The 25,011-nt window shown below is 39.7% G+C and carries 21 protein-coding genes; 12 read left to right on the plus strand and 9 right to left on the minus strand.

Going from position 1 to position 25,011, the window contains the following annotated elements:
* Window positions 1-15 precede the first annotated feature (15 nt).
* Window positions 16-405: a BMC domain-containing protein gene (locus CSV68_RS05550; RefSeq protein WP_099661638.1), complete on the plus strand. Its 390-nt coding sequence runs from the start codon at window positions 16-18 to the stop codon at window positions 403-405.
* A gap of 29 nt (window positions 406-434) precedes the next feature.
* On the plus strand, window positions 435-1,385 hold the full coding sequence (gene mdh, locus CSV68_RS05555) for a malate dehydrogenase (protein WP_099661639.1): 951 nt from the start codon (window positions 435-437) through the stop codon (window positions 1,383-1,385).
* 384 nt (window positions 1,386-1,769) lie between these two features.
* Here the strand turns inward: mdh and CSV68_RS05560 are convergent, their stop codons facing one another.
* Complete coding sequence (locus tag CSV68_RS05560; protein WP_099661640.1) at window positions 1,770-2,645, minus strand: LysR family transcriptional regulator; 876 nt, start codon at window positions 2,643-2,645, stop codon at window positions 1,770-1,772.
* Window positions 2,646-2,918: 273 nt separating this feature from the next.
* Between CSV68_RS05560 and CSV68_RS05565 the strand changes: the two genes are divergently transcribed.
* On the plus strand, window positions 2,919-3,992 hold the full coding sequence (locus CSV68_RS05565; protein ID WP_099661641.1) for a C45 family autoproteolytic acyltransferase/hydrolase: 1,074 nt from the start codon (window positions 2,919-2,921) through the stop codon (window positions 3,990-3,992).
* A gap of 82 nt (window positions 3,993-4,074) precedes the next feature.
* On the plus strand, window positions 4,075-5,502 hold the full coding sequence (locus tag CSV68_RS05570) for a YfcC family protein (RefSeq protein ID WP_099661642.1): 1,428 nt from the start codon (window positions 4,075-4,077) through the stop codon (window positions 5,500-5,502).
* Window positions 5,503-5,623: 121 nt separating this feature from the next.
* Here the strand turns inward: CSV68_RS05570 and CSV68_RS05575 are convergent, their stop codons facing one another.
* Complete coding sequence (locus tag CSV68_RS05575) at window positions 5,624-6,481, minus strand: MBL fold metallo-hydrolase (protein WP_099661643.1); 858 nt, start codon at window positions 6,479-6,481, stop codon at window positions 5,624-5,626.
* A 257-nt stretch (window positions 6,482-6,738) separates the two neighbouring features.
* Between CSV68_RS05575 and CSV68_RS05580 the strand changes: the two genes are divergently transcribed.
* Together CSV68_RS05580 and CSV68_RS05585 are read left to right on the plus strand one after the other, a co-directional pair.
* A complete protein-coding gene (locus tag CSV68_RS05580) occupies window positions 6,739-7,365 on the plus strand; it encodes a LysE family transporter (RefSeq protein ID WP_099661644.1) in 627 nt (208 codons plus the stop codon).
* A gap of 142 nt (window positions 7,366-7,507) precedes the next feature.
* On the plus strand, window positions 7,508-8,740 hold the full coding sequence (locus tag CSV68_RS05585; RefSeq protein WP_099661645.1) for an MFS transporter: 1,233 nt from the start codon (window positions 7,508-7,510) through the stop codon (window positions 8,738-8,740).
* A gap of 66 nt (window positions 8,741-8,806) precedes the next feature.
* On the opposite strand, the gene CSV68_RS05590 is transcribed toward CSV68_RS05585, so the two are convergent.
* Window positions 8,807-9,073 carry a YqhV family protein gene (locus CSV68_RS05590; RefSeq protein ID WP_099661646.1) on the minus strand — a complete coding sequence of 89 codons (267 nt, stop codon included), beginning with the start codon at window positions 9,071-9,073 and terminating at the stop codon, window positions 8,807-8,809.
* A gap of 192 nt (window positions 9,074-9,265) precedes the next feature.
* Between CSV68_RS05590 and CSV68_RS05595 the strand changes: the two genes are divergently transcribed.
* Window positions 9,266-9,397 (plus strand): DUF2935 domain-containing protein, encoded by a 132-nt coding sequence (locus tag CSV68_RS05595; protein WP_483315666.1) that lies wholly within the window; start codon window positions 9,266-9,268, stop codon window positions 9,395-9,397.
* Between the two features lie 72 nt (window positions 9,398-9,469).
* On the opposite strand, the gene CSV68_RS05600 is transcribed toward CSV68_RS05595, so the two are convergent.
* The 6 genes from CSV68_RS05600 to CSV68_RS05625 all read right to left on the minus strand — a co-directional run bounded on the left by CSV68_RS05600 (window position 9,470) and on the right by CSV68_RS05625 (window position 16,627).
* Window positions 9,470-9,697 carry a hypothetical protein gene (locus CSV68_RS05600; RefSeq protein WP_099661647.1) on the minus strand — a complete coding sequence of 76 codons (228 nt, stop codon included), beginning with the start codon at window positions 9,695-9,697 and terminating at the stop codon, window positions 9,470-9,472.
* Window positions 9,698-10,019: 322 nt separating this feature from the next.
* Window positions 10,020-11,033: an alcohol dehydrogenase AdhP gene (adhP, locus tag CSV68_RS05605; protein ID WP_099661698.1), complete on the minus strand. Its 1,014-nt coding sequence runs from the start codon at window positions 11,031-11,033 to the stop codon at window positions 10,020-10,022.
* A gap of 253 nt (window positions 11,034-11,286) precedes the next feature.
* Entirely contained in the window at window positions 11,287-12,747 is a 1,461-nt protein-coding gene (locus CSV68_RS05610; RefSeq protein WP_099661648.1) for a CoA-acylating methylmalonate-semialdehyde dehydrogenase, read from the minus strand.
* A gap of 33 nt (window positions 12,748-12,780) precedes the next feature.
* The gene (locus CSV68_RS05615; protein ID WP_099661649.1) at window positions 12,781-13,956 is read right to left on the minus strand and encodes an iron-containing alcohol dehydrogenase; all 1,176 of its coding nucleotides are present in this window, start codon (window positions 13,954-13,956) and stop codon (window positions 12,781-12,783) included.
* A 127-nt stretch (window positions 13,957-14,083) separates the two neighbouring features.
* Window positions 14,084-15,799, minus strand: a complete 1,716-nt coding sequence (locus CSV68_RS05620) for a sigma 54-interacting transcriptional regulator (RefSeq protein ID WP_099661650.1) — start codon at window positions 15,797-15,799, stop codon at window positions 14,084-14,086.
* Between the two features lie 213 nt (window positions 15,800-16,012).
* On the minus strand, window positions 16,013-16,627 hold the full coding sequence (locus CSV68_RS05625; protein WP_099661651.1) for a TetR/AcrR family transcriptional regulator: 615 nt from the start codon (window positions 16,625-16,627) through the stop codon (window positions 16,013-16,015).
* Window positions 16,628-16,884: 257 nt separating this feature from the next.
* Here CSV68_RS05625 and CSV68_RS05630 point away from each other — a divergent pair, with 257 nt between their 5' ends.
* From CSV68_RS05630 to CSV68_RS05650, 5 genes are all read left to right on the plus strand, one after another.
* On the plus strand, window positions 16,885-17,793 hold the full coding sequence (locus CSV68_RS05630) for an NAD(P)-dependent oxidoreductase (protein ID WP_099661652.1): 909 nt from the start codon (window positions 16,885-16,887) through the stop codon (window positions 17,791-17,793).
* Window positions 17,794-17,826: 33 nt separating this feature from the next.
* Entirely contained in the window at window positions 17,827-19,341 is a 1,515-nt protein-coding gene (locus CSV68_RS05635; RefSeq protein ID WP_099661653.1) for a CoA-acylating methylmalonate-semialdehyde dehydrogenase, read from the plus strand.
* Window positions 19,342-19,450: 109 nt separating this feature from the next.
* Window positions 19,451-20,734, plus strand: a complete 1,284-nt coding sequence (locus CSV68_RS05640; RefSeq protein ID WP_099661654.1) for a GntP family permease — start codon at window positions 19,451-19,453, stop codon at window positions 20,732-20,734.
* Between the two features lie 344 nt (window positions 20,735-21,078).
* Window positions 21,079-24,300 (plus strand): hypothetical protein, encoded by a 3,222-nt coding sequence (locus CSV68_RS05645; protein WP_099661655.1) that lies wholly within the window; start codon window positions 21,079-21,081, stop codon window positions 24,298-24,300.
* Window positions 24,301-24,321: 21 nt separating this feature from the next.
* A complete protein-coding gene (locus CSV68_RS05650) occupies window positions 24,322-24,924 on the plus strand; it encodes an Ig-like domain-containing domain (RefSeq protein ID WP_099661656.1) in 603 nt (200 codons plus the stop codon).
* The last annotated feature ends 87 nt before the right edge of the window (window positions 24,925-25,011 follow it).

The following is a 25,011-nucleotide window of genomic DNA, read 5'->3' on the forward strand; positions in this document are numbered from 1 at the left end:
GAAGAGGTGAATATTTTGGGGAAAGCAATTGGTATGATTGAGACAAAAGGCTTTATTGGGTCTATTGAAGCAGCGGATACTATGCTTAAGTCTGCAGATGTTCATTTAATAAAACATGAACAAATCGATGCAGGGCTTGTCACGGTAGTAATTGAAGGTGATGTTGGTGCGGTAACAGCGGCTATTGAAGCAGGGAAAGTCGCTGCTGCTAGGGTTGGTGAACTTCTAGCGAGCCATACAATACCAAACATTGATGAATCGATGTCGAAATTAATATTACCAAATGCAGAGACTACGGTGAAGAAAAAGCAGAAAAAGAATGTAGAAGTAGAAAGTATTCCAAAACATGTTGCTAAGCCTAGACTAATGGACGAAGAAACTAAAAGTAAGAAAACAAAAAAGTGAAGCTGAAATAAATAAAAGGGGGTTACATCTTGGCGTTTATCCGGAATAAAATTACAGTCATCGGCGCTGGAAATACTGGATCTACCGTTGCCCTTTTGCTGGCACAAAAAGAGTTAGGGGATATAGTGCTAGTTGATGTCCCTACTTTAGAGAATGCAGCTAAAGGAAAAGCTTTAGATATCCAGCAAAGCGGCCCTATACAGGGAACAAATTCAAAAATTGTTAGCACGTCTAATTACGAAGACATTCGGGATTCGGATTTCGTTATCATTACAGCAGGTATCGCGCGTAAACCTGGTATGAGCAGAGACGAACTAGTGACAACAAACACCAAAATTATGCAGGACGTTTCAGAGAAAATTGCCTATTATGCTCCAGAGTGCTATGTATTAGTTTTAAGTAATCCAGTGGATGCAATGACTTATGTTTGTTATAAAACTACGGGCTTTTCTAAAAATCGCGTAATTGGTCAATCCGGGGTATTAGATACAGCGCGGTTTAATACATTTGTCGCAATGGAACTGAAAATATCGGTAGAAGATGTATCAGGATTTGTATTGGGTGGACATGGGGATGATATGGTACCCCTCATTCAATATTCTCATGTGGGGGGGATCCCATTAGATAAATTGATATCTTCTGAAAAGATACAAAAGATAGTGGAACGCACCAGAAAAGGTGGAGGAGAAATTGTTAGCTTACTAGGTCAAGGGAGTGCATATTACGCCCCTGCTGCAGCACTTGTTCAGATGGCAGAAGCTATTTTATTAGATAAAAAACGAATATTGCCAGCGATTGCTTACTTAGATGGAGAGTATGGGTTTAAAGATATTTATTTTGGAGTCCCTACAATACTTGGCGGTAGCGGAATCGAAAGCATTATTGAATTACCTTTAGATGAAAACGAGAAGAAAGCATTGAACCGCTCTGCAAGTTCAGTTCAAAAGATTATAGAATCTATTAATGTAATGAATCAATAGTTTGTATTTAGAAACCTGAACCATAAGTGTGCTGCGTTCTCACATGATCTCCAAGTCGGATCATGACGCACGATGCAAGTTAGCTATTAGAAAGAATATTTAATACAGGCAAAACGAATTAGTTTCTTGAGCAATCATTCGAGAGGCTTTTTTGTTGTTTCAAACAGTGTACCAGGTCCCCACATAATTCCCGCACGATTCGGATAAATGAATATGGAAAAATCATTCCGTCTTTGAAAATAGCATCAACTCCAACATCTCAGAGTTGATGCTTTTAGATATGTAACATCTAGTAAAACAATAGCTGTGTGGAAATGACACACTTAATTGATACCAGGTCCCCACACAATTGTGTCTAAGCTCATATACTTCGAGTTCCAAAAACTACTCAACACTCCTAGCAACTCGAACTGCAATCTCACAAAAAGCTTTGACAAGGATGGATTGATCGCTACGCCGATAAGTAATGCCCATCGAGGCAAGCGGTAATTGTTGAACTGAATCAATGTAGACGACTTCTTGTGTATGCATGTTCATGATCGATTGGGGAACAATGGATATGCCCATACCAGCAGCAACTAAGCCGATGACTGTTTGAAATTCAAGTGCTTCCTGTTGGATGACCGGATGGCACAGTCCTAGAATTTCGGTGTAGAGGCCGGGCCATGTCTTTGGTGATATTAATACGAACGGGTATGGTTTTAAGTCTTCCAGTGTGACTACTTCTACTTCAAGTAAAGGATGTTGTTTTGGGACCGCGAGTACGCAAGGATGAATGGAGACGATTTCGGTGTGAAGCGTGTCTTCAAGGACTGGCGGTCTTAGGACACCCACATCGATTTCATTCTGGCGCAATGCTTCAAGTTGGGCCAACGTAGACAATTCGGATAGGTGCACTTGAACGTCAGGGAATTGTTTGCGAAATACCCGTAAAACTGCAGGGAGAATATCATAGGTGGCAGAACCAACGAATCCGACACGCAAAGACCCCAGTTTTCCAAGATGTATCCGTTTTGCATTTTCAATTGAACCTTCTAGGATATCGATCACTTTGACGAGATCATGATAAAAATGTTGTCCAGCCGGCGTTAATTCGACGCTCCGATTCGTTCGAAGAAATAGAAGTACACCCATTTCTTTTTCTAGATTTTGAATTTGAATACTTAAAGGCGGTTGGGTAATATGTAGTCGTTCTGCAGCACGACTGAAATTTAATTCTTCCGCGACGGCTATAAAATAACGTAGCTGTCTTAATTCCATTGTTCCGTCACCTACTTTCTAAGTATTCGAAAAACGTATAGTTGTTATATGAATTATATACTTCTCGAATGGCGACTAGCAAGCTAAACTTAGAATATCAAATGAATCAAGAAGAAGTCGTTGTCAAAAAGTACACAGGTGGAAAGTTTGTCAGGAAAGTTTGACGAAGAACGCGCATGATTTTCATAGTATACTACCTTTGCGGTCGAAAATGAAAGCGGTATCATCATCTTTTCATAATAATTAGTAAATACTATTAAAGGGTGGAGTAAAATGAAGATATTAAACTTAAGTGGGTCACCGTATGAGATTGGTTTACGTCATGGAGAACAAGCTAAAAGTGAAGTTCTATCCAGTATCACTTCATATGAAAAATTATTTTTCGAAAATGCGAATATAACGTGGAGTCAGGCTAGAGAGATGGGGAAACAATATTTACATGCTATTTATAAGACGAATAGTGATTTACTAGAAGAAATGGAAGGGCTTGCGAAAGGTGCTTCTGTAGATTTTGAAGATATTTTAGTGTTAAATGCACGAAGTGAAATTGTATTAACACAAAACAAAACGGACGGTTGTACAAGCTTTGCGATCATGCCTCCTAAATCAGAGTACGCGTTTTTGGGTCAAACGTGGGATTGGACTTCGGCTCAATCTAAAAGTCTGATTATGACGAAAATCACTCAACAGAATGGCCCGAAAATTCATATGGTCACTGAGGCTGGGATTATTGGGAAGATTGGGTTGAATGAACATGGATTAGGTGTTTGTCTCAATGCTTTACGTTCAAATCTTAAATCAAATGAGCTACCGATTCATCTAGGATTAAGAGAAGTGTTAAATTCAGAGGATATTGAAGAGGCTAGAAATAAAGTGGTGAATGGTCAATTAGGATCTTCAGCTAACTTTTTAATGGCCCAAGCAAAAGGCGCTGTCCATAAAGCCATAAATTTAGAGCTATCTCCGAATAAATTTGGCGAGCAGGAAACAGTAGACTCGTACCTTTGCCACACAAATCATTTCTGTTCAAAAGCCGTTATTGACGATATTGGTAGTGATAATTTAAGTACAGAAGAAAATTCATACAATCGAATTGATCGCATTGGAGAATTAATAGAAGGTTCTACAAAAGACCATAATGTAGTAACAGAAAAAGACATCGAAGGATGGTTAGCTGACCACGAAAACCAACCCAATTCCATTTGTATTCATAAAGTACCTGGGACTTCAGATTATACAGATACGATTACCTGTTTTTCGGTCATTATGAACTTAACAAATAAAAGTTTGTATTTAAAAGAAGGGCAGCCTTGCCAACCAATAGATACACAACGTTTTAGTTTTTAATTGGCAGGATGATAAAAATATACTCACATAAGATAAAAGAATCTATTCAAGGCAATCAGATGGATTGAAGGGGGAGAACATTATGGAGCAAGAACGAAAAAAGAAGCGTCTGAAATTTACGATGCCTGATGCATATATCATTATCTTTAGTATTATTGCCTTGGCGGCTATTGCCACTTATCTAATACCTGCGGGGTCTTATGATCGGGAAACCGTTGATGACATAACAAAAGTCGTACCTAATAGTTATACTGCACAGGAATCTAATCCAGCCAATTTATTAGATTTGTTTACATCGATTCAATTAGGAATGGTTGAAACTGCAAATATCATTTTCTTAATTTTCATTATTGGAGGAATAATAGCCGTTATTGAATCTACAGGTGCTATTGATTCGGGTTTAAATAAATTAATAGATAAAACTAGAGGCCGGTATATTATATTAATCACAACGGTCAGTGCCATGTTTGGTATTTTAGCTTCTATGGGAGTTGTAGCCAATGCGGTTATCGCTTTTATTCCAATTGGTATCGGTTTAGCACGATCCTTGAAGTTGGATGCGATCACAGGAGTTGCGATGATTTATTTGGGGTATTATTCCGGGATGATTGCAGGCGTTTTTGATCCTACGATTTTAGGGTTTGCTCAAACAATTGCTGAATTACCGTTATTCTCAGGAATCGTTCTTCGGATATTTGTATTTATTGCTTTAATTACAGTCACTATACTTTATACAAATAGTTATGCAAGAAAGATTAGAAATAATCCGGAGAAATCCATTATGGCTGGTAGACCTTTCGGTGATCACCAACAGGTGTCAGACGAGGTTGGAGATCTTCCGGAAAATAGAGTAACAAGTTTTACGACTACACAAAAGTTGGTCATTCTGGCGTTTGTTGGATCACTAGTCTTCTTCGTATACGGAGCCTTCACTAAACAATGGGGGATAAATGAATTAGCAGGGATCTTTATTATGATGGGTGTAGTAGTGGCAATCATTGCACGCATCAATCCGAACAACTTTGTTAAAATCTTTATTTCAGGAGCACAATCTATCGCATACGGTGCACTCGTAGCCGGTTTAGCAAGAGGTGTCGTCATTGTAATGGAAAATGGCCATATATTAGATACGATTGTAAATATGGTTCTAGTTCCATTGGAGTCGACCACATTATTAGTAGGTGCACTACTGCTCTTCGTGTTTAATATGGGCTTTAATCTACTAGTCACAGCAGGAGATGCTCAAGCAGCCATCGTTATGCCGATTATGGTTCCGATTGTCGACATTTTAGGAATGACGAGACAAACTGGAGTTCTCACATTTAAACTTGGAGATGGATTTACAAACATTATCGCGCCAACATCCGGGGTGTTAATGGCGGTGCTGGCTATCGGTGGCGTCAAGTGGACTCAATGGATTAGGTTTGCCATTCCTTTATTGCTTATGTGGATTGTTGTGGGCGTTATTGCTATTACTTATGCGGTGCTTACGGGGTATGGTCCGTTTTAACGGGTACCAGGTCCCCACACAATTTCCACACAATTCTAAAGAAAAAAAGCGTCAACTCCGAAACTTCGGAGTTGACGCTTTTTGATAACTTAAACGTGATAAATCACCCGCATTCAATAGTTCAATCTCTATCTTTATCAACAAACTCACCATAATCCGGAACCGCAATACGTTCAAAGTCATCAACTAACTTTTTTAGACTGTCGGCTAGTAACTCTTTCTCCATAGGCAATCCATGGCCCGTTATGGCGACAGATGGTTGTAACGCTTCTAGTTTGATCACAGATTCCAAAGCAGCCTCCCAATCCGTTGTTAAATAGCGTGGTGGACCACTTATCTCTTGTTCTTGCGTTAGCACTTTATACAGATATTCCTGTTTTACAGTTACAAATGCATCTCCGACAAGTAAAGCCTTGTCCTTCTGCCTGAAGAACGATACATGACCCGGTGAATGACCTGGTGTGTGAATCCATTTAAATTCTTGCAAGAACGGAACACTGCCGTCTGGTGGTAAGCTTTTGATATGGTCTCCTAATTGAATAGGATCCGTTGGAAAAATAGAAGACATCTTAGAAACCATTCCACCTTCTACACTCGTATCAGGGTCTGGATAACTGGATAGTCCGGTTAAAAACGGCAACTCTAATTCATGAGCATACACCGGCACTTCCCAATGCTTCACCAAATCAATGACTGCCCCTACGTGATCAAAATGTCCATGCGTTAAAATAATAGCTTTCGGACGAGCATTCGCACCAAAACGCTCTTCTACAACCGCTAGTATTTTCTTTGCGGAGTAAGGCATACCAGCATCAATCAAAACAAAATCCTTTGTATTTGGATGCCCTACTAAAACAATGTTCACAATTTGTATGGTATGGCAATAGATATCCGGTAACACTTCAATGCCCGAACCACTTCCAATAGATGTAGCCCATATATATTTATAATCTTCTCCGTTAGATAGTTGTTGATCCAAGAAGACACCCCATTCCTTGTTTGTGCTACATATCTTCGTTATCTACTTTCAGTATTTACAAAATGGAAGCTATTATTCAATCCATTTGAAGACGGCAGAAGGTCCCCAGGTGTTTCTCATGATGAATACTTAAAGATAGACTGAGCTGCCAACATTCGTAGTGCATGGAAAAATATTCTGAAATCTCTCCTAAAAAGTCCTATCCGTCATTATTTTCGAATAAAATGCAGGGACTGTATTTCAAAGGGGGGAGATTTGTGAATTCACTGTTTGTCTATATATTCTTGGGCGCATCTTTAGCTGCGCCAATAGGTCCTGTTAAAACCGTTCTGTTAAATACGGGAATAAAAAGAGGTTTTTTTCATGCTTGGGCTTTTAGTTTTGGTTCCGTGATAACGGATATTATGTATATGTTCCTCGTGTACTTTGGCGTTGGACAATTTATTGAATATCCTTTAATTAAGATCATTCTCTGGTCGTTCGGGTGTTTTGTTCTTATGTACACAGGTATAGAAAATTTGTTGACTTTGAATAAAGTTGAAATGAGTTGGAAATTCGGTAAAAGAGTCAGACTAAGAACATCTATGCTGACGGGCTTTTTGATGTCATTATTGAATCCGTTGACTATAATTTTTTGGCTAGGTATATACGGTTCCATTCTTGCAAAAACAGCTGGTGGCTCGACGGGTCATCAAATCATTATAAACAGTCTGGCGATTTTGTCGGGAATTATGATTGTGGATTTTATTATGGCCTTTTTATCCAGTGGGGCACGCAAGCTCTTATCCGATCGGCTTTTAATAATCGTTTCCATTATCTCTTCTATATCTATGATCGGTTTTGGAATTTACTTCGGGATCCAGGCTTATCAAGCGTTATTTTAACTAATCTTCGCTGGGCTGTTTTTGCATGGCTATTTACATATAATGTTGAAAACGATATAGAAATTAGTAGTCAAGTATAAAAAAGTCTCGTTTGGAAATCATACCTCTAATCATTTAGAACAAAATAAGATGAGGTGTGGTAATGGATAAAAGTGCGGACAAGGTTAGTGTCTGGTGCATTGTTAGTCTGGCTTCAATTCCTCTTATTATGACGCTGGGGAATTCTATGCTCATACCCGTGCTTCCTTTATTGGAAGATAAAGTAGGGATTACATCGTTTCAATCGAGTATGATCATTACCAGTTACTCGGTGGCGGCTATTTTCCTTATCCCAGTAGCCGGATATTTATCAGACCGTTTCGGACGGAAGATGGTGATATTACCAAGTTTGGTCTTTGCATTGATCGGGGGGCTGATTGCGGGATTTGCTTCGTGGAAGATGGATGACCCGTATATGATGATTATTATTGGTCGGGTATTACAAGGTATAGGAGCAGCCGGTGCCATGCCAATCGTGCTACCGCTTGTGGGTGACTTATATAAAGATGATGGCGAAAAAAGCAGTAAGTGCTTAGGAATTATTGAAACGTCAAACACGTTTGGAAAAGTATTAGCTCCTATCTTAGGTTCGGCATTTGCTGCTATATTATGGTTTCTACCATTCTTCTCTATTTCTGCACTCAGTGTCATTTCTTTTGTACTCATCTTTTTCTTTGTTAAAGTCCCGAAAGAAAAAGACGAACCCGTAAAGTTTAAGGTGTTTATCAAGAACACTAAAAAGATATTTGCGTCAGAAGGTAAATGGTTGTATACCGTATTTCTGAATGGAGTTCTGGTCATGCTAGTATTATTCAGCATGTTATTTTTTTTATCGGAAAACCTTGAGAAAACACATGATATTGAGGGGATTAAGAAAGGATTCGTTTTGGCCATTCCGTTATTATTTCTTTGTATTGCTTCTTTTTTATCGGGCCGAAAAATTAAAGGGGAACTGAAAACTATAAAAAGGATCATGGTCATTTGCTTAATCGCCATGTCAGCCAGTGTCGTTTTTGTTGGATTTACAAGCAAGAACTTGATCCTCTTGTTGATTGTGACTAGTATAGTGGGAATAGCCATTGGCGCATTATTGCCTGCATTGGATGCCATTATTACAGAAAATATTGAAAAAGAACTGCGAGGCACGGTTTCCTCTTTTTACAGTTCGGCCAGATTTATCGGTGTAGCAGCAGGCCCTCCGTTGATGTCAATTGCCATGAAAGATTTTCTGAATGGCAGTTATATCATTGCCACTGTACTAGGAGTCATTTTGACTTTTATGGTGTTTAAGTTCATTAATGTTGAAGAAATTGAAGAATCCAATCAAAAAGACTGAAAAGGACCTGACAGTAAAAAGCTGTCAGGTTCTTTTCTATTTAGAAATATGTACGGAATGGAGAGTTTATTCAGATTTTAAACTAAAAAGAATGAGGGAAATTCCTGTGAAAAGACAAATCATTCGTACTAAAGATACTTTTTCCGTGAGACCGTGCAGTGCAATTCCTGTCGTTACAATTAATATAAATGGACCTACTAATGCAAGTAAAGAGTTAATATAAAACGCCTTTTCCAAATCATTGAATTTAAACATGAGTGCAGCAGCTGTTATTTCTATACTTCCTGAAATAACTCGTAATAGAATAATGAAAAGCAGCGCCCTTTCTATCATGAAAACCACTTCCTCTGATTGTATTTATGCTCACTATATGCAGCACGTCCATGAGTTATTTAACCTCCGCTTATATATACTGGTTGCGCGTGAAAGTCTATGGTTGTCTGGAATGCCCATGGTGTATCTCCACTGTGAACACATACATAAAAGCAGCGGCTACACAGTATGATTAGGGAAGGAATGAATGAGTTGAAGAGTTTACAGGAAGAGATGGATTTGAAGAAAGAAACGCTAGGGACACTAACCCCCTTAATGGCAGATCACATGGCACGTGAAGAAATGTATTATTTAATGAAATTAGCTGAATTCACTTGGGATTAGGTACCAGGTCCCCACACAATTCAATATGTACAACACAGCCGCCAGTATTAAAGTGGCGGCTGCATTTATTCATCAGTGACTACGATGATGAAACAGCCGAGATAGGCCTTTCAGAATGATCGCCAAGGCGAACAACACGATGATGATCACGATAATCACAGCTAGAATTATCAACAGCAAGTTTCCAGAGAGACCCGCCAATATACCAGGCACAATCAAAAACAAGCCGAGCAAAGCATATCCGGCTATAATCCCGAAGAAGAAAAGCCATTCATTGCTTACATGTTCATATTTAGACATAAACTTCACCTCCTTGCTGTACTATATGTCGAGTTCAGCAAGTCGATGTAATGCAATACACTCGGTTGTTGTTAATAAAAGAGTAATTATATAGAGTAGACTTTTACATCCTTCAATAAATAGAGGCCAAAGGTTACCTGGCTGAGTAGTAAGAGAAGGAGTTTTGTGTTTTTTCTTCTATTATCGAATAAGGATTTGCAGCACAGGCTATTCTACCAACTGAATAATCTACAAAAAACGAGGCTTCCAATCGATAAACCGATTGGAAGCCTCACTCTGATGATCTGGATATGCAATTATGCTGTTACTGTTCTACTTGTCATCAATCAAACGTCAACACAATACGCCCATTAATCTGTCCTTTTTCCATCTTTTCAAGAACTGCATTCACATCGGAAAGGGGAGCCGTTTCAATCTGCGCCTTCACTTTACCGCGTGCAGCAAAATCCAACGCTTCTTTCATATCGATTCGTGTTCCAACGATAGAACCTTTTACTGTAATGCCGTTGAGAACCGTATTGAAAATAGGAATCGGTAAATCTTCGTGTGGAAGTCCAACAGCGACCAAAGTGCCGCCACGTTTAACGGAACGATATGCTTGCTCAAATGGTACTTGGGCTACAGCTACGCTAATAGCTGCCTGTACGCCACCGACTTGCTTTTGAATCGCTTCGGCAGGATCTTCATTTTTGCCGTTGATTGTAATGTCAGCTCCGAGTTTCTTCGCAAGCTCTAACTTTTCATCCGCAATATCAACCGCCACTACATTGAACCCCATAGCTTTCGCGTACTGTAGCGCTACGTGACCTAATCCACCGATGCCATAAATTGCGACCCAGTCTCCTGGTTTTGCACCGGATACTTTCAATGCTTTATATGTTGTCACGCCTGCACAAAGAATAGGTGCGGCTTCAACAGAGCTTAGATTTTCAGGGATTTTCGCGACGTAATCCGCGGCTGCGAGGCAATACTCCGCGTATCCGCCGTCCACTGAATAGCCACCATTTTCTTGACTATGGCACAGTGTTTCTTTCCCTTCTAGACAATAATCACACTCACCACATGCAGAGTAGAGCCAAGGTATACCGACACGGTCTCCGATTTTTACGGACGTGACGTTCGGTCCAATAGCTTCTACAATTCCTACGCCTTCATGTCCTGGAATGAGAGGAAGTTTCGGTTTGACAGGCCAGTCACCGTTGATTGCGTGTAAGTCTGTATGACAAACGCCGCATGCCTCTAGTTTAACTAATGCCTGACCGGCTCCTGCTGTCGGTTTTTGTGTGTCTTCGATCTGCAATTTCGTCTGGAATTCTTTAACGATTGCTGCTTTCATTGTGGTTTGTTTTGTAGTACCTCTTGCGTTGCTTTTTTGAATTGCTGACTTCATGAATGATTCCTCCCTTTTCTCTTACGGACTATCTATATGTTGGGGGAGGGGGGATTAGTACAGATGTTGAAACGGTACCAGAAACGGTACCAGGTCCCCACACAATTCGGAACTATTCAGACAATTTTCATTCGATCATACGTAAAACACCTTCTCTCTGTTTAAAACAAAGAGAAGGTGTTTTTCAATTGTATAGTGATTACTCCCAACGACCCGTAAGTACCTTCTGACGTGTATAGAAGTTCAGTCCATCTTTTCCGTTCGCATGAAGATCACCGTAGAAGGAATCTTTCCAACCGGAGAACGGGAAGAAGGCCATTGGTGCAGGTACGCCGATATTTAATCCGAGCATTCCCGCATCGATATTTTCACGGAAGTTCCGTACATTTCCGCCGTCTCTTGTGAAGATACAAGCACCGTTAGCGAACCTGGATCTATTCGATAATTCTATTGCTTCATCTAAGTTTTTCACACGGCTGATCGATAGAACAGGAGCAAAAATTTCGTCTTGCCAAATCTTCATCTCGCTCGTTACATGATCAAAGATGGTAGGTCCGACGAAGTATCCTTTTTCTTTAGCTGCGCTGTCTTGGCGACCGTCGCGAACGAGTGTTGCGCCTTCGTTTTCACCAGTGGCGATGTATTGTTCTGTTCGTTCTTTATGCGTGTCACGAATGACAGGTCCAAGGAAGATTCCTTCGTCCAAACCGTTTCCGATTGTGAGTTCATTCGCACGATTAAGTAATGATTCAACAAACTCGTCTGCAATCTCGTCTTCAACTGCGACGACTGAACATGCCATGCAACGTTCTCCGGCTGAACCGAATGCTGCGTTGATGATTTGTGTAGCGGCGTTGTCCAAGTTCGCATCTTTCAAGACGATGGAGTGATTTTTTGCTCCAGCTAGTGCTTGAACGCGTTTTAGATTATCTGTTCCGCGTTTGTAAACATACTCTGCAACAGGCTGAGATCCTACGAAGGAAATAGCAGCGATCTTTTCGTGATCTAGAATGCTATTTACTACGTCATGTGCTCCGTGCACAATATTGAAAACGCCTTTTGGTAAGCCGGCTTCTTCAAGTAGTTCAGCTAAGCGGTTTGCTAGCATCGGCGTACGCTCGGATGGCTTGAGTACAAATGTATTTCCTGTTGCGATCGCCATCGGGAACATCCAGCATGGCACCATCATCGGGAAGTTGAAGGGGGTGATCCCGCCTATGACACCGATCGGGTAGCGATACGTTCCGGATTCCAAACCAGATGCGACGGATGGCAAGTTATCTCCCATCATCAAAGTAGGGGCTCCTGTAGCAAATTCTACACATTCAATTCCGCGTAGTACTTCGCCGTGCGCTTCGGTAAAGTTTTTTCCGTTTTCGACTGTGATAATTCTAGCAAGTTCATCCCAGTGATCTACTAATAGTTGCTGATATTTGAATAAAATACGCGCACGACGTGGAACGGGTACTTCCTTCCAAGTGACGAATGCTTCGCTTGCTGCTTGTACTGCACGATCCAAATCTTCTTTTGTTGAGATCGGAACGTGGGCAACTACTTCTCCAGTGGCGGGATTATAAACAGGCTCTGTTTGGTCTGTCGTTGCGGATACCCATTCACCGTTAATATAGTTTTGTACTGTCAATGTAGCGTTTGTTGTCATATAGTTGACCTCCTATTGTAATTACATATCGTATTAAAATTGGTATTCATAACATATTTGGTATAGTTCTGCGATTTCCTCTTTTGAAGGCGTTTTAGGATTATTGCTAGGACTCCCGCTATCGATTGCGTCTGTAGACATCTTGCTGAGAGCGCTTACAAATTCTTCGCGTTGAATTCCCCATTGTTCAAGATTGGGGATATCTAATGATTTACATAAGTCCTTCACTGATTGTACAGCAACTTCTGCAGCGTCATTATCTGATAATTTTTCTGCTTCGGAAGAAAATATTCGACCAATGTCTGCCAGTCTATCAATACATGAATCTTTGCTATATTCCAGTATAGCAGGTAAAAGCATCGCATTCGAGAAACCGTGCGGCACATCAAATAGTGCACCGATTGGTCGGGACATTCCATGGATTAAGCAAACAGACGCATTCGAGAACGCACTTCCAGCTTGAAGGGCAGCGAGTGACATGCCTTCTCTAGCTTCAATGTTCTGACCGTCCGTGAATGCTTTATGCAAATTCTTTGAGATTAACTTGATTGCGGATAAGGCCATCATATCTGTCATCGGATGAGATTTTTTAGATATATATGCTTCAATCGCGTGACTCAGTGCGTCTACGCCTGTCGCAGCTGTTACTTTTTGAGGAGAAGAGAGCGTCAGCAATGGATCGACGATCGCTACATTCGGCATGAAAGCAGGCTGTTTAATCATCATTTTTACTTTAGTTGCTGAGTTGGTGATGACGGTTACGTCTGTTGCTTCTGAACCGGTTCCAGCAGTAGTTGGAATCGCGATGTGAGGTACAGGTGCTTTTTGCGCAATTTTCTTCATGCCTACGTAGTCTTCGATGTTTCCACCGTTAGTCGCTACTACTGCAACCGCTTTGGCCGTATCGATACAGCTTCCGCCACCTAATGAAATAATCAAGTCACATTTTTCAACTTGATATAATTGAAGTGCTCCCTCTACATATTGATCATTTGGCTCTGATGCTACACCGAGGAATACTACACTTTTAACAGAGTGATCCGATAATTTCTGCTGGCAATTATCTACATAATCGAGTTTCTGCATAATTTGGTCGCTGATGATCAGTGCTTTCTTACCGAGAAGCTCGGCTTTTTCACCGATCTGTGCAAAAGAATTTTGCTGATACAGTATCGTCGGTGGCATTTGAAACGTTTTGCAAGTTTCCATTAGGTCAGCTCCTTAAATTATAATACTTGTAATAGAGTAGTACGTTTAAAGCAGGAGTGAAAAAAGTGTAGCGTCTAGGCTACACTTTTATTAATGAACCGAGTGTAGCATTAATACTACACTTAGGTCAAATATTAAATTTTCTCATTTTTTTGTATAATGTAGTTCTGTGGATTCCGAGAAGCTCGGCAGTCTTTGATTTATTACCGTCTGTTTTATCTAGTAAATCGATAATCATCTTTTTTTCTTCCGCGTCTTGTTTCTCTCTAATATTTTCTAACGTATGGATGCTTTGTCCATGCACTATCAATTCGGGTAAGTCTGTGACGTCTATACTATCGGAATTAACTGTGCTTACTAAGTGTTCAAGAACCTCAATCAATTCTTCGATATTGCCTTTCCATTCGTAATTCATCAAGTACGTTACAGCCGAAGTGGTGAAAGACTTCTCGGGTATTTTATGTGTGAAGCATATTTCCTGCATATAGTGTGACAGTAAATAGGGAATGTCTTCTTTCCTGTTACGAAGTGCCGGAATGGTCAGTTGCAACGGATTTAATTGCGCATATAACTCGGAGCTGAATGCATCACTCTCGGCTAATTCATATAAATTTTGTGTAGAAGAAATAATTAATTGGACAGGGAAGTCTTCTGGAGCGTGTCTTAAATAGTCCAATAGTTTCATTTGTGTAGTCATGGATAATGCTTCTATATCCCGTAAGTAGAGGGTGCTTTCGTTTCCAGAAGTGAGGATTCCATGCAGACCGAAAAGCTGTTCATCCACGTATTTCGAGTCTTCTATCGTACAGTGTATGATCGTGAATGGTTTTGATGCGATCGGGCTTAATAAGTGAATACTTTCCGCGAATGCATTTTTGCCCGTACCTTTTTCGCCTGATAGTAGAACGACAGCTTGTGTCCGTGCAGCAGTCCGCGCTTTTCTTTTCAAGTCGGATATCGCTTCACTCGTTCCGATAATTTGATTGAGACTCGAAAAGCCTTCGGATGATAGGGGAGGGAGTTCTGTATCGGCCATGACTTTCTGCAACTGTAATCGTTCATAAATTCGGTAAATATCTGAAACCCCTTCAAAAATGAGCATCCCAATTGCTGCGACTACTTTGCCATTTTTCCAGATAGGGATTCGGTGAACGACCATGTCTTGTCCTTGTATATTTTGTAGAACGCCTCTTTCCGGAATGCCTTTTTGAACCGTTTTATGTAAATTCGTGTTTTCAATTACATTAGTTACATGCCTTCCCATTGCCTCGGATCTAGGTACACCCGTGAATTTACTATATGCATCATTGAATTCGATGATCATACCATCCTCATCGACTACAGCAATTCCTTCATACGCTTTTTCTAGAATAACAGATAAAATATCCGTTACTTTGTCATTTTGTATATAGCTTTCCATCAATGCCGTTAGCCCATTGAAGATTTCTTTTTGCGTTAGCAGGCCAGTGAGAACTCCTTGTTGATTTTTCACCATATAGACAGTCGTATTATCGGAGTCAAAAGGAAGTTCACTCAACAATGTCCGTTCATCTATTTCAGCGACTTGCATCGGCAACATAGTCTCGAGCAATGTGTGCTGATCACGACCCGTGACGAATGCTTCGAGTATATGGTGGGGAGTCATCATACCAATCGGTCTAAGTTGTGGATCAATAATAGGAAGATACTCGATGTTCCATTCCTTCAAAATCTTAGCTGCCTCAAGCAATGTCTTATCTGATTGGATGACCGAAAAGTTTTCATTCATCCAATTCGCTACAGACATCCACTTTTTATCATTTTCAAACTGTATAAGTGTATTAATAAATGAATCTTTAAACATAAAAGCCTCCGTAGGATATCTATTTCACTTCGTGTTACTCAATTATAGCGTGAAAATCATACATGTGCACGATACTGAATAAGGAGGGAATTTCGTTCCGACAGTAAAAACACCTTCCTTAAAAACAGGTAGAAGGTGTTTAGTATTTTCTATAGTTGAAACCGAGTGCTAGGCAGTCTGTTATGTTATCACATTCTCTTTATAGAATTACATTCATTCACTATCACATTTTAATCCATCCAATACTACAGAAGTAATACTGTGAATTTCTACTACAGGATCCAGACGCTCTCTAAAAATGATCCAATCGTATATCGTTCCGCGCATACAGCGTGTGACGAGCATGGAAATCTCATCGACCGAAAGCTCTCGTTTAAACTCTTTTCGTTCTACTCCTTCTTCTACATAAGAGCGAATGATTTGATACAATTGGCGATTTTGGTCAGTTAAATAGTGATCGTCATCTATCGTTAAAGCAAGCGCACTGGTGTAAATCGTATGTATGAAATCTTTTCCTAAGACATCCCTCAAATACGTCATTTGGCCTTTATAAAAAAGAAGAATTTTTTCTGAAGCTTTGAGATCAGCGGGAATGCTCGGAATGAATGATAGGTAAAATTCATCGATATCTTTAAACTTTTCCAAAAAGACATCATATTTCGAATTAAAATGGACGTAGAATGCTCCTTTGGAAACATTACATGCTTTTGCAATACTTTCTACCGTTACATTATCGAAACCTCTTTCATGGAAAAGCTCTAAGCCTTTTTCTAGGAGGTTTTTCTTGGTCTCTTGCGCTTTTAATTGTCGGGGTGTAAGTTCTGTCATGTTCTGTTCCTCCTCTACCATGTTTGTTAACAGGATACCATGTTCACGAATTTATTTAAAATTTTTAGAAAACGGGTTGACTGTTTGGATAATTTTAGATATTATTGAGTGACTGTAGTATGTGACTACGGTATGTGAAAGAAATCATTACTAATTGAAAAGTAGTTTATCGTATACAAACTGTTAGGTATCTATATTTTTTTACTATAAATGATAACGCTTACATATGCTAAGCGAATTAAAGAGGAGGAATATGTATGGCTAATGAAAAGAAGATTGGATTTATTGGGCTTGGCAATATGGGCTTCCCGATGGCAAGTAATTTATTGAAAAAAGGTTACTCGGTTTATGCTTTGGACATCAATAAAGAGTCGGAAAAGAGCTTCGGTGAATTGGGTGGGCATGTCGGTCTGACAACTGCTTCGTTACTAAAGGAAGTGGATCTCGTTTTCACTAGTCTACCTACTCCTGCTATTGCAGAAAATGTGTATCTAGGCAAAGAGGGAATCGTGAATAGCGCTACGAAGCCAATAGTGTTAGTAGATTTAAGCACGATCTCACCTGAGTTGAATAGGAAGATTGAAAAAGAAGCGTTGCAACAAAATCTTGAATATTTGGGTGCACCGGTAAGTGGAAGTGTCAGTGGTGCGGTGAACGCTACGTTATCCATCATGGTCGGTGGCGAGAAAGAAACATTTGAATCGGTACTGCCTTATCTACAGGCTATTGGATCAAATGTATTCCATGTAGGAAAAGATCCGGGTGTTGGTACTATCGTTAAGCTCATCAATAATATGATGGCAGGTATTCACAATCAAGCGGTTGCTGAAGCTCTTTCATTAGCAAAGCTTGCAGGTGTTGATCAGGATATCGTGTATGACATCGTCAACGTTAGCTCGGGTGCAAGTACAATTCTTACTCGTAACTATAAGACGTATATTTCACAAGATGAGTACAATAAAGGTGCATTCACGACTTCATTACTATTAAAAGATTTGAAGCTTGCAAAGCACGTATCGGATTCTCTTGACGGAGAGCTGCCGATTGCGTCGCAACTTATTGAATACTATGAAGCGGAAGTAGAAAAGGGTCACGCTCATGAAGATATGTCTTCTTCCTACTTGATGATCCAAGACAAGTTGAATAAACAAAAGCAAAACGTATAAGAAAATCTACTATAAATTAGGAGGAATAGACATATGCAAAAAACAGATGTAAAGACATTAACTCATTTTATTAATGGTGAAGAGGTAGAAGGTAAGAGTGGACGATTTGGAGATGTCTTTAATCCATCCACTGGAGAGAAGATTGCGAAAGTACCATTGGCTTCAACAGAAGAAGTGAATGAGGTCGTGAAGCTAGCGAAAGAAGGATTTACTCACTGGTCTAAGATTTCAGTTGGAAAACGAATGGAAGTGCTTCACAAGTTTCGTGCCCTACTTGTAGAAAATACGGATCGATTGGCCTATGCGATAGGTGAGGAAAACGGAAAAACAATCTCTGATGCAACAGGTGAGATTACACGTGGTATCGAGTCAGTGGACTTTGCGATTGGCGCTCCACACTTGTTAAAAGGAGAGCACTCGGTGAATGTAGGGGGAGAGATCAATTCGTATTCCATGCATAAGCCATTAGGTGTTGTAACATGTATTTCACCCTTTAACTTCCCAGTAATGGTACCTGTCGCGATGAGTACGATGGCAGTTGCAGTGGGTAACGCGATGATTCTGAAACCTTCAGAAAAAGTTCCTCATTCTGCATTAATTCTTGCGGAACTATGGTCTAAAGCGGGATTACCAGCTGGTGTTTGGAATGTGGTCAATGGCGACAAAGAGGCTGTGGATGCACTGCTTACGAATAAAGATGTTATGGCTGTTAGCTTTGTAGGGTCGACGCCGGTAGCTGAAGCAGTTTATGAAAAAGGGACGAAAAATCATAAGCGTGTACAGGCATTCGGTGGCGGAAAGAATAATATGGTCATCATGCCGGACGCGGATATCGATACAGCGGTCAATTCATTCCTCGGTGCAGCTTATGGTGCCGCATCACAAAGATGTATGGCGATTTCTACTGCGATTCCTGTAGGTCAGAAAACAGCTGACGCGTTTGTTGCCAAGCTAACAGAAAAAGTGAATGAACTAAAAGTCGGAAAGTTCGATGACAAAGAGGCAGATTTCGGACCTGTGATCAGTGCTGAGGCCAAAGCGAGTGTCATAAAATCCATCGATTTGGCTATAGAAGAAGGAGCTGTTCTCGCAGCGGATGGACGAAATCCTAAAGTAGCGGATGAAAATGGCTATTACTTAGCGCCAACATTGCTTGATCATGTAACAACCGATATGAATGTGTATAAGGAAGAGGTCTTCGGTCCTGCACGAATCGTTGTGAGGGTAGATACGCTGGAACAAGCGATTGATCTGATTAATGAGCATGAATATGGTAATGGCGTTACGATCTATACCAACAGTGGAAGCGCTGCAAGAACGTTCACGGATCAAATTGAAGTGGGAATGGTAGGAGTGAATGTTCCGATTCCGATTCCGGTTGGTTACCATAACTTCGGTGGATGGAAACGCTCTAGATTTGGTGAAGGGCAAATGTTCGGTCCGGATACTGTTCGTTTCTTTACGAAAACTAAAACCGTTTCTGAGAGATGGTTCGATACTTCTTATAATGATGAAAGTAAAACAGATTTCGACTTCCCAAGTAGTTGATTGACCATAAGCAGGATCGTAGTGAATACATAACTTCGATCCTGTTTTATTTCTAACATAAAGTAGTTTGACGATTGAAAAGTATACAGCCTGATGGAGGAGGGGTAGGATGTTAGGGATATTTATAGGTTTAGTGTTGCTAATGGTATTGGCTTATAGAGGTTGGTCGATCATTTGGATTGCACCGATTTGTGCAGGAATCGTAGCGTTATTTGGTGGATTGAACTTATTGGATGCGTATACGGATACATATATGACGGGTTTCGTTAACTTTGCGAAGCAATGGTTCCCAGTGTTTATGTTGGGGGCGATTTTCGGGAAGTTGATGGAATACAGCGGAATGGCCCATTCAGTAGCTATTGGAATCTCACGCGTTTTTGGTAAAGAGCGTGCCATCATTGGTGTCATTGTGGCAGCAAGTGTATTGGCTTACGGTGGCGTGAGTGTGTTCGTTGTAGTATTCGCAGTCTATCCATTGGCACTGAATATGTTCCGTGAAGCGAATATAAGCAGACGTCTTCTACCGGGAACGATTGTTGCGGGGATGATGACATTCGCCATGACGGCATTACCGGGCACACCGCAAATTCAGAACCTAATTCCAACACAGTACTTTCATACGACAGCGGCAGCGGCTCCAATAATAGGACTTGTTTCATCAGCGTTCATGATTGTCTCTTCCATATTGTATTTGAATCGTAGAGTACGCGTGTTAAGAGAAGCAGGAGAAGTTTTCGAAGAACGTGAAGAGGATTTGAATGCAGAACCACGTACGAAGTATCCACATATCATTCTTTCTTTACTACCTTTACTGGCTGTAATCATCACATTGAACTTTTTAAAATGGGATATTGTCATATCTCTTGCAACGGGAATTGTTCTTATATTAATCATTTCGATCAGAGAATTTAAAGGCTTCACAAAAGCGGTAAACAGTGGAGCGAGCGATTCCGTCATGGCGATGATTAATACAAGTGCGGCAGTAGGGTTTGGAACAATTGTACGATCTGTTCCAGGCTTTGAAAAGTTAAGCGACGCAATTTTAGGAATCAATGCAAATCCTTTAATCTCTGAAGCTATTGCGGTAAACGTGTTAGCGGGAGCAACAGGGTCGGCTTCCGGTGGTCTTGGTATCACATTAGAAGCGCTTGGCTCGCACTATTATGAAATTGCGACGACTACTGGTCCTGCGCCTGAAGCTTTTCACCGAATTGCATCGATTGCTTCAGGGGGATTGGATTCCCTTCCTCATAATGGCGCGATCTTGACGATTTTGATTGTAACGGGCATGACGCATAAGGAATCGTATAGGGAGATGGGTGTGATTGCGATAGTGTTCCCTATGCTTTCGTTGATTCCTGCGATTGCGCTTGGGATTATGGGGATTTATTGATTGGGTTGGTTGGTCGGTCGGTGGCGGTACCAGGTCCCGACACAACTTCGAAACTATTCTGACAATTTTATACGCAACTCAAAAAGACTTCTATTCCAATGGGTTAGAGGTCTTTTTGGAGTCTGATGAAATGAGTAAGTGTATGTTAATTTGAAATATATTCTTACTTAATGGAATTTCAATAAACGTTTAATTGCACCTGTAATACAGAGCTTTAGATCTACCTAATGTAATTGGTAAAAAGGACTAAACTTCTTGTGGTTTTGACCGATAGCAAAACAGTAAAGTGAATCAAACTGCTATGTTTACAATGTAGACAGGATGAAGAGAAAAGAGGAGATGTAATGAAGAAAATGAAGAACAAGGACAGATGGAGGATAGTGTTATTTCCATTAATTGCAATTATGCTTGTATTTTCAACTGTTTCACCCACACTTGCTATAGCGGCAGATGAGACGGTCACAACGGTCACGTTAGATAAAAAATACACTACTGTATCAGATATTAACAAGACAGGATTTATACTTAATTTGAAATTGGCGTATGGCAAAGAATGGGCTACTGACATATTAACAAATGTAGAAAAAAAGAAAATCTTACTTGAAGCCATTATTGCCGATCAAGAAAAAGAAGAGTGGGATAAATTTAAAAAAGATATTACCGTCCAACTAAATCCACTAGTTAGAACTGAGTTGATCTTAACATTACCAAGTGGAAAAGATTATAAAGCTACTGAAAACCAAGACGTGACAATCAATATTAATCCTGTGTTAATTGAAATTTGGCCAGGTGAAGTAACGTCTGTAAACTTCAGGATTTTTGCTGAGCCGAAGATTTCATTAGGTGGGTCTATTACGAAGGATACAGCACTGAATAACATACAAAAGGGTGGCAAAGTAATAGAATTACAGTTGTTAAATGCCAAGTGGAATGAACAATATATAACGAAAATTACTAATTTTAATGTATTGTTAGATAGCTTTAAAGACTCGAGTGTAGGTGTTTGGGATGCAGCAAAATTACTTAAAAATACCGACCCTAACAAAACGATTTCATACTCTGATGACAAGAGAACATTAAAAATAAAATTGCCTGCCTTAAATAGTAACTACATAGGTAATGTCCAAGTTGAGGTACCTAAAGTATTTTATACAGTTGAGAATGTAAATAGCGAAGGAATTATTAGTGAAACGGGGACGATCATTACTGGCGATCAAATATCAACAACTCCTGTTAGGTTTACAATTAAATCAGATGTCACTCCTACTATGAGCGTTAATGGAGCGTTACAAGAAAAAGATTTAAGGGATGCATCGCCTTCACCGAAATTGATGCTTAAATTAGAGAATGCCAAGTGGGCTTTGTCTTCTGCCGAAAAGAAAAATCTTCTTCTCGAAAGTATTCAAGCAAAGGATCAGAAAGATCAGTGGGAATTAATTAAAAACAAATTAACCTCTAACAATGTAGATGTCGATGTTAATGGTTCAGTTGTCACTATTACTTTTCCTACAGTGGACAATCTTCATTTAATAAAAGACCTGAATTTGTCTATAAATATTCCTTATCAATTGCTAGAGAACGATGTGAAAATTCCTGTTCAACAATTCAGCATAAAAGCGCAACCCAAAGTTCTATTATCTGGTACAGCAATGCCAGTTATAACGCAGACAGACTTCGCTAAAGGTGGAAAAATCGTTGTACTAACATTGGTAAATAATCAATGGGAAAACGATATAGCGATTAATACGATAAAGCGCGAAAAGCTTTTAAAAGCGTTCACATGGGGTACTTCTGAAGCAGAAGTATTAGCCCGAGCAGATGTGAAACGTACAAATAATTATACAGTAACAATCAAGTTACCAGCAGTTTCCGCAAAATTTAGTGGAGACATTAAATTTAAGAGCGGAGAGCTAACAGAAAAGTCTCTACTAGAATCGGATCAAAACTTCTTAAGTAAAGTGTATAATCTAAAAGTTGAAGCTATCAAAAATCAAACAGCAACCATTACAGGTACTGCCACAAGTAAAATGAATGATTTGGACGTGGTAAAAGGTGGTCAAACTGTAATCATTTCTTTGAAAAATGATAGTTGGAAATCAAATCTAGAAAGTCTTCAAGCTACCAAACCGATTGGTTTAGTGACAACTAATAATAAACCAATTAGTTATAATATAACTAGAACAAATGATACAACTGCAACATTGAAGCTTGAGAATAACACTACGTTCGAATTGACAGAAGATCAAAATGTAAATATTTCCATACCTAAAGAGTTACTTAGTGTTCGTGCATCTGAACCACTACTAGTGGAATCTGCATTTAAAGTGGCTGCTGTCACAGCATCGTTGTCTGGAACGGGAATGAATTTAGAGACGGAAGACGTTCAAAAAGGAAGTAAAACGCTTGTTGTAACACTGAATAATGCAGAGTTTAAAGATAAATTAAGTGTTATAGAGGTAAAAGCAATGTTTAGTGGTGGATCATTGCCTTGGAATTTCGCGCCTTCTGACTACTCAGTGGCTAAAAACAAATTGACGATTAAACTGCCTGCTGTTCCAACATATTCAACGAAAACCGCACAGTCTTTCACTTTGAAAATGAAGACTAGTTTATTAAAAGACTATGATAGTATGGGATTAAAAGAAAAGAATATAGAAAATGGAACAGTTTCTATAGGTGGAGTTGCGTCTGCGAATTTAGGACAGACCTCTTTTGCAGAGTCTGAAGTTCGAGCGGGCAATCGTTCTATATCCATTACATTGGTGAATGCAGAATGGGATCCTACCATTGAAACGAATGCTAGTAAAAAAGCTGCATTACTTAAAGGATTTGTGACAACTGACCAAACAAAAGAGTGGGCGATCGCATCTTCCGCTATAGCGAAAGATGGTAAGTTTATTGTAAATAACAAAACGCTTAGTATACAATTACCCCAAAACACTAGTTACTCTATTGTACGAGATCAAAGGATAGTAGTAACTGTTGCAAAAAGTGTGCTTAGAAACTATAAGAATGATATACAAGTGAATCAAAATTTATTGATTAGAGTCCCCGTTATTCAATCTGAAGAATCATTTGCTGATATTCTCGACTCGGGATTAGCTGATTATATCGATCAATTTGGAATTAACAATATACGCATTGAAGTTCCAAAGAAGGTAATTCAGAAGGTTTACACGTATGCAACTAAACTCGGTAACAACTCACTAACTACAGTCGAAGTCGAAGCAGATGCATTTGCAAAGAAGGCAGTCGCAACAATTCATTCAGCAGATGGAGAAGTATCAAAAGAGTCGGAAGTTAGAGTGAATGGTAAATTCACTTTTGTATTTGATGATGTTCAGCCAGACAGTACTTTAGAAGTTGTAGTGTATGATGATGCAGATATTCTTGTAGACTCTTCATTTAATAAGATGGTCGCAGGGAATAAAGTTTTTACAGATCTACCTGCTAGCCCACTTGAAGGAAGTTATACATTATATTCATTACTGACAGATCAATCTTTATTGACGAACATACTTAAATATTATTCTCTTGAAGACTTGAAAGTAGGAACGACCTATTAAGGAAGGTGAGGAGTATTGAATATGTGGAAACGATTCTTTTTATCGACAGTACTAATGTGCTTGGTCACTTTAGTCATAGCACCTGCTGCCTCGGCAAAGTCACTCCCATCTAAATCAGTCCATGACGCTATGAAAACATGGCACATTAAATTTAGCTTACAGGTTGATCCGAGCACCGTAACTGAAGCGAATATTTATATAATGGATGGTAGTAAAAAACATGCAGCTTCCGTAGAGTTATTACGTGATGGTAGGACCATTAAAGTGACACCACGAACATCTTACGTGCCAGGAAAGGTATACCAGCTAGAAGTGTCAGATAAAATGCGCTCGATCAAAGGGGAAGTGTTGAGCGCTAAAACAACAATGCCCTTTGAAGTTACCGATCCATCAGCAGCTATAGAGACATTGCACTATACTTCAGGCAAAGGGTTGCATCATTTTAAAATTACCGTAAAACCTGAAGTTCATTCGGTAAAGATTAATGGAATTTCACTTCGTATGACAGGGTGGAACGAGTTTACTCATACGTTTACTAACTTAAAAGCGGGAAGTTCTGTTACTATCAAGGCTTATAATGAGAAGAATAGGACGATAGAGACGAAGACTTACAAACTGGATTGACTAAGGTACCAGGTCCCCACACAAAGACTGACGGTACCAGGTCCTCACACAATTAAGAACTATTCTGACAATTAAATGCGCAATACA

Origin of the sequence: Sporosarcina sp. P29 (genome assembly GCF_002743265.1) — a bacterium.
GTDB lineage: Bacteria > Bacillota > Bacilli > Bacillales_A > Planococcaceae > Sporosarcina.

Excerpts from the sequence above, each read along its gene's own strand:
- CSV68_RS05560 (WP_099661640.1), bottom strand. The coding sequence starts at position 2,645 with ATGGAATTAAGACAGCTACGTTATTTTATAGCCGTCGCGGAAGAATTA.
- CSV68_RS05565 (WP_099661641.1), top strand. The coding sequence starts at position 2,919 with ATGAAGATATTAAACTTAAGTGGGTCACCGTATGAGATTGGTTTACGT.
- CSV68_RS05570 (WP_099661642.1), top strand. The coding sequence starts at position 4,075 with ATGGAGCAAGAACGAAAAAAGAAGCGTCTGAAATTTACGATGCCTGAT.
- CSV68_RS05585 (WP_099661645.1), top strand. The coding sequence starts at position 7,508 with ATGGATAAAAGTGCGGACAAGGTTAGTGTCTGGTGCATTGTTAGTCTG.
- CSV68_RS05590 (WP_099661646.1), bottom strand. The coding sequence starts at position 9,073 with ATGATAGAAAGGGCGCTGCTTTTCATTATTCTATTACGAGTTATTTCA.
- CSV68_RS05600 (WP_099661647.1), bottom strand. The coding sequence starts at position 9,697 with ATGTCTAAATATGAACATGTAAGCAATGAATGGCTTTTCTTCTTCGGG.
- adhP (WP_099661698.1), bottom strand. The coding sequence starts at position 11,033 with ATGAAAGCAGCAATCGTTAAAGAATTCCAGACGAAATTGCAGATCGAA.
- CSV68_RS05610 (WP_099661648.1), bottom strand. The coding sequence starts at position 12,747 with ATGACAACAAACGCTACATTGACAGTACAAAACTATATTAACGGTGAA.
- CSV68_RS05615 (WP_099661649.1), bottom strand. The coding sequence starts at position 13,956 with ATGGAAACTTGCAAAACGTTTCAAATGCCACCGACGATACTGTATCAG.
- CSV68_RS05620 (WP_099661650.1), bottom strand. The coding sequence starts at position 15,799 with ATGTTTAAAGATTCATTTATTAATACACTTATACAGTTTGAAAATGAT.
- CSV68_RS05625 (WP_099661651.1), bottom strand. The coding sequence starts at position 16,627 with ATGACAGAACTTACACCCCGACAATTAAAAGCGCAAGAGACCAAGAAA.
- CSV68_RS05630 (WP_099661652.1), top strand. The coding sequence starts at position 16,885 with ATGGCTAATGAAAAGAAGATTGGATTTATTGGGCTTGGCAATATGGGC.
- CSV68_RS05635 (WP_099661653.1), top strand. The coding sequence starts at position 17,827 with ATGCAAAAAACAGATGTAAAGACATTAACTCATTTTATTAATGGTGAA.
- CSV68_RS05640 (WP_099661654.1), top strand. The coding sequence starts at position 19,451 with ATGTTAGGGATATTTATAGGTTTAGTGTTGCTAATGGTATTGGCTTAT.
- CSV68_RS05645 (WP_099661655.1), top strand. The coding sequence starts at position 21,079 with ATGAAGAAAATGAAGAACAAGGACAGATGGAGGATAGTGTTATTTCCA.
- CSV68_RS05650 (WP_099661656.1), top strand. The coding sequence starts at position 24,322 with ATGTGGAAACGATTCTTTTTATCGACAGTACTAATGTGCTTGGTCACT.